This window comes from Paenibacillus sp. AK121 (assembly GCF_019042715.1).
Taxonomy (GTDB): Bacteria; Bacillota; Bacilli; order Paenibacillales; family Paenibacillaceae; genus Paenibacillus; species Paenibacillus polymyxa_C.
The window spans coordinates 90,722-104,137 of record NZ_JAHPJM010000007.1 but is presented as its reverse complement, the minus strand read 5'-3'; the positions used below and the strand labels follow the sequence as shown (position 1 = coordinate 104,137).

The following is a 13,416-nucleotide window of genomic DNA, read 5'->3' as shown; positions in this document are numbered from 1 at the left end:
CCTCAAGCATTGCACCTGATTTGCACAATATGAAGATTATATAAGCTGTGTGTAAATTCAGTGTGGTGGATTTGTTAACGTTATGTAAAATGATCAAGAACTCAGCATGAGTTCAAGCTCCTGGGCAATTCCGGCTGCATTCAAGGCCGCTTCTTCTGCGGAACGGGACATTTCGCTGTTTTTAGCCTCTATTTCATCGACTGCCTGCAATAATTTGGCAAACGTTTGGGTTCCGGCAGATATAAATTTAGACCCTGTATGAATCTGCTGCATACTCGTATCCGTCAGTTCAGCGGTATGACGCAGCATTTGCTCGATATGAGTGAGTAAGCCTGTAATCTGTACAGAAAAAGCTTTGGTCTGGAGTGACATATTTCGAACCTCTTGAGACACAATCTGAAAACCACGCCCGTGTTCACCAGCATGAGCCGCTTCAATGGACGCATTGATCGCCAGCAATCCGCTGTGATCTGCCAGTGCACGAATGGATGAAGCCATGCCCGCAATATCATTGAGCGATTGGGTTAACGCCGTCATCTGCTCATGCTGGCGCTTCATTTGCTCCGTCACTGCATGATAAGAAAGCAGAACATCCTCCAGTTCCACTTTGCCACGGCGGGATAATTCACTCATTGAGCGGGTTAGCTGCACACTGTCATCGGCCTCTTTCGCTGCATCCAGAACAGTCATCCGAATGCGCTGGACTCCGTCATAGCTATGTCGAATCACATCGCCCCGGTCTTCGTCTGCTTCTCTTTGCATTCGCTGAACGACAGACAGGATATCACGAATTGTGAGTACACCGAGTAATCTTGTCCCTTCCTTTATCAGTAAACAATCGTAAAAACGCTGATCTTCACGCATCATCGCCTGTTCTACAATTTCCGCTGCTGGACTTTTCAGATCCACAATTAATGTATTGGGATCGGCAAATATAGAAGCCGGTTTGTCATAGAACAATGCCGCAGCAAACCTGCCCGTAAAATGACGATTGTACGCATCTCTCATGATGATACCCAAAGGAAGATCATTTTTATCCACGACGATGACACAGGGAATATCTTCCTGTGTTTTCATGAGTGCTAACAGTTCTTTGCAAGACATATCCGTGCCAATGATCGGAACCTCCCGGCATGGCACATAGGTAGTAATCGGCTTGAACGTTTCACGTTCAATCACGGCAGTGGAACTCGTCTGGGTCTTTGGTTCCGTTATCATCGTTCTGAAGTCCCCTTTTTTTAACTACTTGAAGTGACGGGAACATCATATCGGTCATTTGTTGATTTTAACGGCTATTTTTGTTAACGAAATGTAAAATCACAAAATGGACATAAAAGTCGCTGCTACTGCCTGGAAAGAGAAAAGCGCTCCTCATTTATAACAAATGAGAAGCGCTTCTTTTTTTATTTACAACCAGCTTATACCCCACTCCACGGATTGAATCAATATGAACCGAGTCGGGATCAAGCTCCAGCTTTTTACGTAAGGAACTGACGTGTACATCCACTGTACGTTGACCGCCGATGTAGTCAAAGCCCCACACGGCATTCATTAGATCATCCCGAGTCAGGACCACACCCGGCTTGCGGGACAAATAGAGGAGCACCTCAAATTCCTTCGGTCTTAAGCTGATGGACTGACCTCCAAGAATGACTTCATATTTCTCAGGGTAGATCTCCAGCTCGCCCAGTTGAATTTTGGAGCCATCCTTCTGTTCAGACAACACTCCTTCATCCCCTCCGGATGTTCTTCGCAGTACAGCCGTTACGCGGGCCAGTAGCTCAGAAACGCCAAAAGGCTTTGTGATGTAGTCATCAGCACCCGACTTCAGTCCTTGGACCACCTCAGCCTCCCCGTTTTTAGCGGTTAGAATAATGATAGGTGTCGTCAGCCCCTGATGGCGAAGTCTGCTGAGAATATCCAGTCCATTCATCCCCGGCAGCATCAAATCCAGCAGGATCAAATCGTAGGATTCTCTGGAGGCTCTTTCAAACCCAGCACTGCCATGATCCTCCGTGTCCACTTCGAAACCTTCTTGTATCAAATTGTAGGATAGCAATCTGGCAAGCGTTGGTTCATCCTCAATAACCAGCAAACGTTGTCCCATTAATAACTTCATCTCCTGTTTACCTGTTAAAGGCGCATTGGTCAAAATCCTGAAATCTTTTCCATACTCATGCGACACCCGTTTATTTTATCACGGCATTGTTAACACAATGTAAAAAATGTTATAGTTCATTCTTCCTGTTGCAATAACGGTAATTCAACGGTAAACGTGGTACCCAAACCAAGCTCGCTTTCCACTGAGAGTGTACCATGATGTAGATCGACCAAGTGCTTGACGATGGACAATCCCAGTCCCGTTCCGCCCGAGTTGCGCGAGCGTCCTTTGTCCACACGGTAAAAGCGCTCAAAGATACGTGGCAGGTCCTTCTTCGGTATCCCAATACCCGTATCACTGACTGTAAATACGACCTTTTCCGTGTCATTGTCCCGTTGTAACGTTATAACCTTGATCTTTACCTTGCCGCCATCAAGGGTATAGTTAATGCCATTAGACAAAAGGTTCAGGAAAATCTGCTGAAGCTTATCTTCATCTGCCTCCATAAACAGTTCATCTGGGATATCCATGTGCAGCGTAATTTTTTTTTTGGCAGCTACATTGTTCAGTTTCTCCAGCAATGATTCTATGAATGATGAGATATGAATCGGAGAGCAATCCAGAGGGGACCGTTTGGACTCGATTTTGGAAAGCTCCAGAATATCGCCGATCAGTCGATTCAGTCGTTCGCTTTCGTCATATATAATTTGCAAAAAGGAACGGGCCGTTTCCTCATCTTTAACCCCGCCACCAAGCAATGTCTCGGCAAAACCCTTGACTGCAGCAATCGGTGTTTTTAGCTCATGGGATACGTTTGCCACAAATTCGCTTCGCATATTTTCCAACCGTCGAATAGCTGTAATATCCTGCAACAAGAACAGCATCCCCCGGTACCCCCCTTCATCCTCATACATAGGGACACCATCCAGCAAAACGAGTCGTTCCTCAGGATTGTACAAATGCACCTCACCATGCAGCCTTTCTCGGCTTTGTATACTTCCCTCAATTAGCTTTGTGAGCTCATAGTGCTTCTTCAGCTCATGATACGGCTTGTCTGTCACCCGCTTACCCACGACACCGAGCATTCGCTCAGACTCACGGTTGACAAGCGCTATGCATTCACGAGCATCAATCATCAGAATCCCGCCTGTCATATTACTCATGACACTCTGGAGGAGATCCTCATTGTCACGTATCGTTTTCATTTGGTTTTGGAGACTGTCGGCCATACGATTAATGGCTTCACCTAGTTGTCCTACCTCATCCCGGCGCTGTACACCGACCCTAGCGTCATAATCTAGTCCTGAAATGCGGTTGGCTACCCCTGTAATATGTTCAATGGGCGAGGTGAGGCTGCGAGCAATACGATAGCTCATCAGTCCAGCAGCAATAAACAGCAACACAAGACCGATCCCGATGGCCGTCCAGCCTCGCTGCATTCCCTCTTCCACCGCTTTCAGACTCATGGACAAACGGATATATCCGTCAAAGCCCTTGTCCGATACAACAGGCTCAGCGACGTATAGCATGTTTCGTTGCAAAGTTTCACTGTAGCGTATCGTCCGTCCGATTCCCTCCGACGTGGCTTGCCGTATTTCTTCACGCGATGCATGGTTTTCCATCTTGCGTGGATCGCTTAACGAATCACCCACCACCGTTCCATCCTTACGAATGAAGGTCACTCGCGAATCGGTCAGATGGGCAATTTCCTTCGCCTTCTGAGAATAATAGGAGACGTAATCTGTGCTGGATAGGGCATCAGCATTAACAAATGGGAAAGTAGCGCGAAGCAGATCGATCTCGCGACCCATGTTCTCCTCTAGCACCTTCATATTCGAATTTTTGAAAATTTGCCCCATAGTGATCCCAGCAGCAAGGACAGATACGCCAATCAAAATCAGCATGATCAGGGTAAGCCTGAAACGAAACGATTTCATAGAAATTTGCCCATCCTTTTATGTAAGTTAATCTCATTCTACAGGCTACCTGCATTATGTTCCACTGTGAAAAGAAAAAAAGGCCGGAGCAAAAGACTGCCCCAACCGTTTCTTTATCCTCTTATCCGTTTACAACTTCACCGCCATTGATATGAATAACCTGCCCGCTTACATAAGACGAATCGTCTGAGGCAAGGTACACATAAGCTGGCGCCAATTCTTCCGGCTGACCTGGGCGTTTCATAGGCTGTGCTCCTCCAAATTCGCTCACTGTTTTTGCATCAAAGGTAGACGGGATTAACGGTGTCCAGATCGGTCCTGGGGCTACAGCGTTCACCCGAATACCTTGATCCGCTAAATTGAGCGAAAGGGAACGAGTGAATGATGTGATTGCCCCTTTGGTGGAGGAATAATCAATGAGTGTCTTATTCCCAGCATACGCGGTAATCGACGTTGTGTTGACGATCGCGCTCCCTTTCTTCAAATGCGGCAATGCCGCTTGTGTCAGGAAGAACATACCGAAGATATTCGTACGGAACGTGCGCTCCAATTGTTCTTTGGTGATATCCTCCAGCTTTTGCTGTGGATGCTGCTCGGCCGCATTGTTCACGACAATGTCGAGCTTGCCCAGTTCGTTCACCGTCTGTTGCACCGCTTTTTTGGCAAATTGGTCATCTCCGATATCGCCAGGAATCAACACGCATTTGCGTCCTTCCTGTTCGACTTGACGCTTGGTTTCTTCCGCATCCTTATGCTCATTCAAGTAGACGATAGCTACGTCCGCACCTTCTTTGGCATACGTGACAGCTACAGCCCTCCCAATTCCACTGTCTCCACCAGTAATCAGTGCAACTTTGCCTGTGAGCTTGCCAGCCGCTTTGTAAGTTGGTTTTTCAAATTGAGGTGCAGGCGTCATTTTGGATTCAATCCCCGGTTGCTGGTCCTGATGCTGTGGGGGCAAGGTTTGCTGAGGTTGGTTGCTTTTAGCCATTATACATTCTCCCTTCAAAATCAGATATTTTTTAGGATGCAACATTTGCATCCACTCTACTCCTGATTTACCACACAAACTTATCGGTTAAACGAAAAAAGAAAAAACTAGCTATATGAGCACACAAAAAAACGGCCTGTGCTTATTCTGCACAGACCGCTTTATTCAACGTTAGCCTTCGTCATTATTTAATTGGCCGATTAAAATGGTTCATTAAATAATATGGCTGTATACCATTAAAATTGTAATTAGAATCATGAAGACAGCCAGCAGCGTGCTGAACATCCGCATTTTACCAGCGTATTGCGTAATCGGCTGTTGGTTGCGAACCGCTTCCAGTGACAAGCGTAATGGCTTACCCATAGCACCAGCGATACCGGAAATGGCAAGAAACAACACCAACACAACAACGATCCATGCTACCGAATAAGAATCCCAAACAAAGATCATATAGATGCCGCTAATAAGGACAAGAATCAGTGCAAATTGAGCCAGACGGTTCAATAGCTGTACAGCCGATATCGTCCCTTCCTGCGCGCTTGGAGCCAATTTGTCGATTTTGCCCACAACGAAGGGAAGCAATAAATAAAAGCCCATTGCCAGTGATCCAATAATGTGAATAAAAAACATTCTTTACAACCTCCCAGTTCTTTGTTTTCTTACAAACTTTTTTCCATAGAACGATCATATTCCAACGAATGACTAGCATCTTTGCAATGTTTTGGGACATGCTTTTCTATGTAACTATTAGTGCATATGAACTCTATTATACCGGGGAAGTGGATCAAAGCAAAGGAATAGGACGGGGAAAGTTTCAGCTTGGGGGGAGGGTACAAACCCAAACTGAAATTTTCAATATTAAATGAAAAGGAAGAAAACGAATAGACTATTAAAAAATAAAAGAGGTGGCCAGCAGCCATAACGATGGCTAGGGGACACCTCTTCAAGTAAAAGTATACTGTTTTAGTAGAAAATCGGATCTATACGTTGACTATTTTAGTCACATTGCGAACCGCTTCAGCGGATTCATCGAGCGCTGCTTTTTCTTCGGCTGTCAATTCCAACTCGAACACTTTTTCGATGCCATTACCGCCAAGAAGTGTAGGCACACCGAGGAACAAGTCCTGATAGCCATACTCTCCTTCCAGGTAAGCAATGACTGGAATAATCCGTTTTTTATCTTTTACAATCGCTTCTGTCATTTGCGCAAGCGAAGCTGCCGGAGCATAATATGCGCTGCCATTACCCAATAGGTTAACGATTTCTCCGCCGCCCACTCGTGTACGTTGTACGATCGCCTTGATACGTTCCTGAGAAATCAGGTTTTCGATAGGTATACCTCCCACGCTGGAATAGCGTACGAGCGGCACCATATCATCACCGTGACCACCCATAACGAAGCCGCGCACGTCTTCAACCGAAACGTTCAATTCCTGTGCAATAAAGGTACAATACCGGGCTGTATCCAGCACACCTGATTGACCAATAACCCGATTTTTCGGGAAATCAAGCGTTTGGTATGCAGTATAGGTCATAGCATCGACCGGATTACTCAGAATAATGACGATAGAATCGGGCGCATACTTCTTCACATTCTCACATACGGATTTTACAATTCCTGCGTTCGTATTGACCAAATCATCACGGCTCATACCCGGCTTGCGCGCGATCCCGGCTGTAATAATGACGATATCCGAGTCGGCTGCATCCTCGTAATTAGAAGTGCCCATGATCTGGGTGTCAAATCCCTGCACTGGACCAGCTTCCAAAATATCAAGCGCTTTGCCTTTAGTCGGATTCTCTAGTTGCGGAATATCGATGAGTACGATATCACCTAACTCCTTTTGAGCCAGCAGCAATGCGGTAGTGGCACCGGTAAAACCGGCGCCAACAATGGATATTTTTTTGCGTTTAATGGTCAAGTAGTATTCCCCTTCCTTACAGGTTACTAATAATGGTATCCGCGAACTCGGAGCATTTCACCTGTGTAGCACCATCCATCAGACGGGCAAAGTCATAAGTTACAATCTTCTTATTAATGGACGCCTCCAGTCCTTTGTAAATCAGGTCAGCTGCTTCTTTCCAACCCAAGTGTTCTAGCAGCATGACGCCGGACAGAATTACGGAACCTGGGTTCACTACGTCTTTGTCAGCATATTTTGGAGCTGTACCATGTGTAGCTTCAAAGATAGCATGCCCGGTTACATAGTTAATGTTTGCACCTGGCGCGATACCAATTCCACCAACTTGAGCAGCAAGAGCATCGGACAGATAGTCCCCGTTCAGGTTCAGCGTAGCAATGACATCAAATTCAGAAGGACGAGTCAGCACCTGCTGAAGTGCAATATCAGCAATCGCATCCTTGATAATGATTTTGCCTGCATCTTCAGCTGCTTTCTGAGCTGCATTTGCCGCATCCTCACCTTCTTTTTCCTTGATGACATCATATTGGGCCCATGTAAATACTTTATCTGCAAATTCTTGCTCGGCTACTTCATAGCCCCAGTTCTTGAAGGCACCTTCGGTAAATTTCATAATGTTACCTTTGTGTACGAGCGTTACACTCTTGCGTCCGTGGTCAACAGCATACTGAATAGCTGCCCGTACCAGACGCTTTGACCCCTCGGAAGACACTGGTTTGATCCCAATTCCTGAAGTTTCAGGGAAACGGATTTTATTCACGCCCAGCTCTTGCTGAAGGAACTGAATCACCTTTTTCACGTCTTCGGACCCTTCGGCATATTCGATCCCTGCGTAGATATCTTCTGTGTTCTCACGGAAAATGACCATGTCCACCAACTCAGGACGTTTTACTGGAGACGGGACACCGTTAAAGTAACGAACAGGACGCAGGCAAACGTATAAATCCAGTTCTTGGCGCAATGCCACATTCAATGAACGGATACCACCGCCAATAGGTGTCGTAAGTGGACCTTTAATGGCTACAATATACTCACGGATGGCTTCCAACGTATCGTTAGGGAGCCACTCGCCGTATGTATTGAAAGCTTTCTCACCAGCGAATACTTCATACCAGGCAATCTTTTTCGTGCCGTTATATGCTTTTTCTACAGCTGCGTCCAGTACGCGCTTGGAAGCTTTCCAGATGTCGCGACCTGTGCCGTCACCTTCGATAAACGGAATGACCGGATGGTTTGGAACCTGCAGTTGACCGTTATCAATCGTAATTTTTTCGCCTTCAGTTGGGAGCTCAAACTTTTCAAATTTCGCCATAAGTTCCTTTTCCTCCTCAGATATGAATGGGTACAGGACGAAAGACATGATCTTTATCATAGACAAAAAATTACATCTCTCGCCGACCCTTCTATTGTACCTTATTTTTTAAATTCAGGGTATACAACCTCAATCTTCCTCCAAAGGTTAGCGCAACTCTGGTGACACATATTTTTGATCCATTGGGCCTGTGTATTCGGCACGAGGACGAATCAAACGGTTATTTTCATACTGCTCTAAAATATGTGCAGTCCACCCCGATACACGGCTCATAGCAAAGATAGGAGTAAACAAATCCCTCTTAATACCCAGCTGGGTATATACGGAAGCAGAATAAAAATCCACATTCGGTTTCAAGCCTTTTTGCCCTGTTACAATACTTTCAATTCGAACTGACATATCAAACAACGTAGTGTCGCCGTTCATTTCTCCCAGTTCGCGGGACATTTTGTGCAAATGCTTGGCACGCGGATCACCGTTTTTATAGACACGATGTCCGAAGCCCATAATTTTTTCGCGGTTATCCAGTTTGGCCTGAATATAGGAGTCCACCTGATCCAGACCGCCAATCTCCTCCAACGTTTTAGCAACAGCCTCATTGGCTCCACCATGCAATGGTCCTTTTAAGGCCCCGATGGCAGACGTGATCCCGGAATAAATATCTGATAAAGTGGCTACCGTTACACGCGCAGCAAAGGTCGAAGCATTCAATTCATGATCGGCATGCAGCACGAGAGCCTGATTGAACGCTTTAATAGCCGTCTCCTCCGGATCCCTGCCAGTCAGCTGATACAAAAAGTTTTCAGCAATAGAAACACCTTTTTTAGGCGCAATTGGTTCCAAGCCTTCGCGTATACGTGCTATGGCTGCCACAATTGTGGGCAATTGCGCCTGAAGCTTGACGGTTTTAGTCACATTGGACTCTCTTGACATATCATCCGCCTCTGGGTCATACAAAGCAAGAGACGATACAGCTGACCTCAAGGCAGCCATCGTGCTCAATTCTTTCGGGTATAACTTTAATTGAGTAATAATTTCATCCGGAATAGCAGCATAGTCGCTTAACTGGCTGCGAAGCTCTTGCAATTGTTCTTGGTCAGGTAATTTTCCAAACCACAACAAATAAGCTACCTCTTCAAAATCGGCGTTAACAGCCAAATCATCAATGTTATAACCCCGGTACGTGAGAACGCCATCTACGATAGAGCTTATGGAGGAAGTGGTCGCTACGATCCCTTCCAGACCTTTGGTCGCCGTCATCGTTACATCTCTCCTTTGTAAAAACATTGTGAACGGACTTGCAATGTAAACATTTTCAAAAGTAAGATATGTCTTTTAAATAGCTGAGTAATGTTAACGCCATATGTCAATATTTAAACCTTCTTTCACTATACTGGATTTTGTCGTTTATGTGAACATTGAGGGCTATTCCAACACATTCAAATGTTTTATCGCTTCTATAAAGAAATTTTTGAAACCCCTTACAAAAAATATGAGCTCATTTGCACTTTTTTACATAGGTCTTGTCTTACCCTCTCCCCGCATAAGTATAGTAGAGCACTGATTTTAAGGGACACCATCGAAAAGAAAGGAGTCGTGAGCGCTTGAGTCGGTTAATCCTGAATCGCATATTACGTGCTCTATGGGTCGTAATCGTGATTGTAGCTCTGTTGCTGGGCATATATGTGCTGTTCCCTCTCGTTTATCCTTTCCTATTCGCCTGGCTTGTGGCCTATGCTATGAACCCACTGGTCGTTTTTTTGCGTAACAAGGCTCGTATGCCGCGTTGGGCAGCTGTCACGGTCTCATTATTTGTATATTTAGGCGGAATCGCAATCATCCTGTCTGCTGCAATCACCCGCATGGTTCGAGAAGTGATTAAGCTGGCCATGACTTTTGACGGGCATATCGAGCGTTTTAAAAGCCTGTTTATTGATTGGACTCAAAGCGATTTGATCCAAAATATAATTATTGAAATCAACCATTTTATTCGGGATAATCCCGATTACCAACACACCATCAACAGCAATATTGATAAAACGACTCAAACCGTCAGTTCGGCTGTTACTACGCTAGTTGGTCAATTTTTTAATGGGGTTTTGAATTTGCTAACCTCTCTGCCTAATATGGGAGCTGTGCTTATGGTTATTGTATTATCGGCCTTTTTTATTAGTAAGGATTGGGATCGACATTATCGGATACTTTCGAATACGGTTCCAGATACGATCCGCAAACCATTGTCAGATATTTGGCACGATCTGCGTAAAGCATTGTACGGCTATTTGCGTGCACAGTTTATTATCATTTCCATTACGGCATTAACGGTTATCATTGGGCTGTTCATCTTACGTGTAGAATCGGCCTTTACCATCGGTTTGATGATCGGGCTGGTGGATTTGTTACCTTATTTAGGGGTTGGCATTGTGATGATTCCGTGGATACTGTATGCGTATATGTCAGGGAATTTAGCACTAGGGGTTGGATTGTCGATCCTATATGCCATCCTGTTGATTGGACGGCAGATCGTGGAGCCTAAGGTGCTGGCCAGCAGCGTGGGATTGAACCCGCTTCCCACCCTCATCGGTATGTTCATCGGGCTCAAGCTGTTTGGCGTTTTAGGACTCATTATCGGACCTGTATCACTCATCGTCCTTGATGCACTAAATCGCGCAAATGTCATTCAGGACTTGCGCAACTATATTCTTGCTGGAAGAGTCCGTTAGTCATGGATAGGGGATAACGGCAGCTCAGTCAAAAGCGCCGAAATGTAATACTGCCGTTTTTCATTTTTTTCTCCAGCCACTTTAATAAAAAACGTCGGTACAATACTCGTGTTAAAGGAAATACCAACGTAAAACCAATAATATCCGTTATAAATCCAGGGATGAGCAGCAAGCTCCCACCGAAAAACACACATAATCCATCTAGCATTTTACGGCCGGGCATTTGGCCCCGATTCATTTCATTTTTGGCATCCGCAATCACCTTTCGGCCTTCAAATTGCATCATGGCAGCGCCAATCAAGGTCGTCAGAATAATGAGCAGAATAGTTTTCCCCGCTCCAATCCAGTGACTTACCCATATAAACCCGTACAGCTCCGCCAAAGGAATGAGCAGCAGCAACAGCCACAGACGTTTACGCATCATCATGACTTCTGTCCCTCCCCGCCTGCAAAAGCAGACCTTAACGCAGTGTACAACTCAGGTAGTGCCTGATCAAGCCGAACGGGCTTCCAGTCGGTATTCAGCCACACATGTCGTGTCGTTCCTGTGACCAGCAGTTCTCCCGGCAGCGTGTCAGCCTCTGTCCATACCTTTCCCACATTCTTTTGGTGCTCCTCCTCCGTTACCCGTCGAACCTCATAAGTATAGTTCAAACGTAGTCTGGAGAAGTCCGTAATAGCGGTATAAATAGTAACTAAATCATCATATCGAGCAGGACTCGCATATTTCGCATTGATTTCAATAACTGGCAGCAAAACTCCCCGATCTTCCATACTCCGGTAGTTAAAGCCTGCCTGCCGGATCATTTCCGTACGCCCGATCTCAAACCAGTTTAAATAATTCGCATGATACACGACCCCCATCTGGTCGCTTTCCTGATAACGGACACGTAGAGGTGCGCCATACCATCGTAGTTGCGTTTGTTTCTCCTCTTGAGTCATACAAGCTCTCCTATCTTTGTGCATCTTTATCTCTATTTTGCTCTCTCTCCATTAAACCATATTTACCGCCTGGGAACAAAAAGAGGGCCGAACCATACGGCCCCCCCTCTCAAAGCATTTACAATGATGGCTTTATTATTGTGGCAACGGCTTGGACAGTTTATAATATCCACTTTCCGAAGCCAGTTTCAGTAAGCTTTTCGCCTGACTTCCGGCCCAGGCGTAACCGAGTCGTCTTTCTTCACTAATTTTCATGATGTCCGTATACTTTTTGCCATCTCGGTCTGAGAAGAAATACTTATTGTCCTCCACATTGTAGAAACGATACCACATCACGCTTGATGCATCCTTTTGGAAAAACTCCGGACCTTGACGGTTGTATTTCATACCGTCGATCCGATTCGTGTCAAACCATTTCAAGGCACTCTGAGCAGCCTTTTTCACCTCAGCCGTCTGCGGTTGAGACATCAAGAAGGCCGTAATGCCTACCGATTCCGTAGTTGTTTTGGAAGCAAGCTCGAATGCTCGCGCAGGTACAGATTCATAAGTAACCGGATCATGCTGTGCTCCCCAGATTGTCGGTGTGCCATTGTTTACAATTTGAGCTTTAATTGTGTACTGTACGCCTTTATTCAGAGCCTGCTGAAGTCTGGAGCGATATGTATTGTCAAGAATATCGCTATCAAACGGCTGCCTTTTGTTTACAATGTCATCTGCCAGTACCATCACTCTAACCATTGCATCATCGTTGTAGGTTGCGGCATCAGAATAATTACCACGTTTAGGATATACCTGCGGCCAAGCACCGGAGGAATATTGAGAGGTTAATACAAAATCAATTGCTTTTTGTACACTGTTCTTAATGTCTTTGTTTTTGGTTTTTTTGTATACATCCGCTAAAAAGCGGATCTCGGTTGTCGTGGCCTCGTTATCAAACGTTCCGAGTTCAACACCATCCTTGCTCTTCCATGTAGAGCGAGCTGCTTTGCCATCCCATTTGGATTTATAATTTTTTTCCATCGCTTTGAAGAATCCGCCATGCGGCAATTGCCACGATACAATATTCAAGGCAAGCGTAGTGTCCTTGGATGTATTCCCTGTAGAAAATTTACTAAAATCACGATACTTGTCCAGCAAACTACTCACATTCACACTAGCCAATGGAACAACAGCATTTTTGTAAACGTTTGCATCATTGTACACGGCCTGGGTAACACTCGCACCTGCATCAGTCAAATTCTGCTCAGCTGCTGCCCATGAAGGGCTGACAAGTCCAGTTGTTAGGGTAATAGCCATTCCAGAAAAAGCAATCCATTTGACAGATTTTTTAACGTTAAACCTCATTGCAAACCTCTCCTTTAATTGGATTGTGGTATTACAAGAACTATTAAACACATGTATTGTATGAAAATATAACCAAATAATCAATATATTTTATTATATACAAATGTAAGAGTTTACTAAAAAACATCTTACCAATACTAGATT

The 13,416-nt window shown here is 45.1% G+C and carries 12 protein-coding genes; 1 reads left to right on the top strand and 11 read right to left on the bottom strand.

Going from position 1 to position 13,416, the window contains the following annotated elements; all coding sequences use genetic code 11:
• Positions 1-93 precede the first annotated feature (93 nt).
• From KSP24_RS14585 to citZ, 8 genes are all read right to left on the bottom strand, one after another.
• Positions 94-1,218, bottom strand: a complete 1,125-nt coding sequence (locus tag KSP24_RS14585; protein ID WP_216975544.1) for a methyl-accepting chemotaxis protein — start codon at positions 1,216-1,218, stop codon at positions 94-96.
• 157 nt (positions 1,219-1,375) lie between these two features.
• Positions 1,376-2,107, bottom strand: a complete 732-nt coding sequence (locus KSP24_RS14580; RefSeq protein ID WP_013370356.1) for a response regulator transcription factor — start codon at positions 2,105-2,107, stop codon at positions 1,376-1,378.
• A gap of 128 nt (positions 2,108-2,235) precedes the next feature.
• Positions 2,236-4,038, bottom strand: coding sequence for a two-component system histidine kinase PnpS (pnpS, locus tag KSP24_RS14575; RefSeq protein WP_216975536.1), 1,803 nt, complete (start codon positions 4,036-4,038; stop codon positions 2,236-2,238).
• 121 nt (positions 4,039-4,159) lie between these two features.
• The gene (locus tag KSP24_RS14570) at positions 4,160-5,029 is read right to left on the bottom strand and encodes an SDR family oxidoreductase (protein ID WP_025676257.1); all 870 of its coding nucleotides are present in this window, start codon (positions 5,027-5,029) and stop codon (positions 4,160-4,162) included.
• Between the two features lie 213 nt (positions 5,030-5,242).
• Positions 5,243-5,659, bottom strand: coding sequence for a hypothetical protein (locus KSP24_RS14565; RefSeq protein ID WP_013370353.1), 417 nt, complete (start codon positions 5,657-5,659; stop codon positions 5,243-5,245).
• Positions 5,660-6,009: 350 nt separating this feature from the next.
• Positions 6,010-6,951, bottom strand: coding sequence for a malate dehydrogenase (gene mdh, locus KSP24_RS14560; RefSeq protein WP_064963831.1), 942 nt, complete (start codon positions 6,949-6,951; stop codon positions 6,010-6,012).
• Positions 6,952-6,967: 16 nt separating this feature from the next.
• Positions 6,968-8,263 (bottom strand): NADP-dependent isocitrate dehydrogenase, encoded by a 1,296-nt coding sequence (gene icd, locus KSP24_RS14555; RefSeq protein WP_064963832.1) that lies wholly within the window; start codon positions 8,261-8,263, stop codon positions 6,968-6,970.
• A gap of 147 nt (positions 8,264-8,410) precedes the next feature.
• A complete protein-coding gene (citZ, locus tag KSP24_RS14550) occupies positions 8,411-9,523 on the bottom strand; it encodes a citrate synthase (RefSeq protein WP_013370349.1) in 1,113 nt (370 codons plus the stop codon).
• Between the two features lie 344 nt (positions 9,524-9,867).
• Between citZ and ytvI the strand changes: the two genes are divergently transcribed.
• Positions 9,868-10,986 carry a sporulation integral membrane protein YtvI gene (gene ytvI / locus KSP24_RS14545; protein ID WP_044785434.1) on the top strand — a complete coding sequence of 373 codons (1,119 nt, stop codon included), beginning with the start codon at positions 9,868-9,870 and terminating at the stop codon, positions 10,984-10,986.
• A gap of 28 nt (positions 10,987-11,014) precedes the next feature.
• Here ytvI and KSP24_RS14540 read toward each other — a convergent pair whose 3' ends face one another.
• From KSP24_RS14540 to pelA, 3 genes are all read right to left on the bottom strand, one after another.
• Positions 11,015-11,413 (bottom strand): FxsA family protein, encoded by a 399-nt coding sequence (locus KSP24_RS14540; protein ID WP_013370347.1) that lies wholly within the window; start codon positions 11,411-11,413, stop codon positions 11,015-11,017.
• Positions 11,410-11,928 carry an acyl-CoA thioesterase gene (locus KSP24_RS14535; RefSeq protein ID WP_044785433.1) on the bottom strand — a complete coding sequence of 173 codons (519 nt, stop codon included), beginning with the start codon at positions 11,926-11,928 and terminating at the stop codon, positions 11,410-11,412. The genes KSP24_RS14540 and KSP24_RS14535 overlap by 4 nt, the downstream gene beginning before the upstream one ends.
• Before the next feature lie 135 nt (positions 11,929-12,063).
• On the bottom strand, positions 12,064-13,272 hold the full coding sequence (gene pelA, locus KSP24_RS14530; RefSeq protein ID WP_058829339.1) for a pectate lyase: 1,209 nt from the start codon (positions 13,270-13,272) through the stop codon (positions 12,064-12,066).
• Positions 13,273-13,416: the final 144 nt, after the last annotated feature.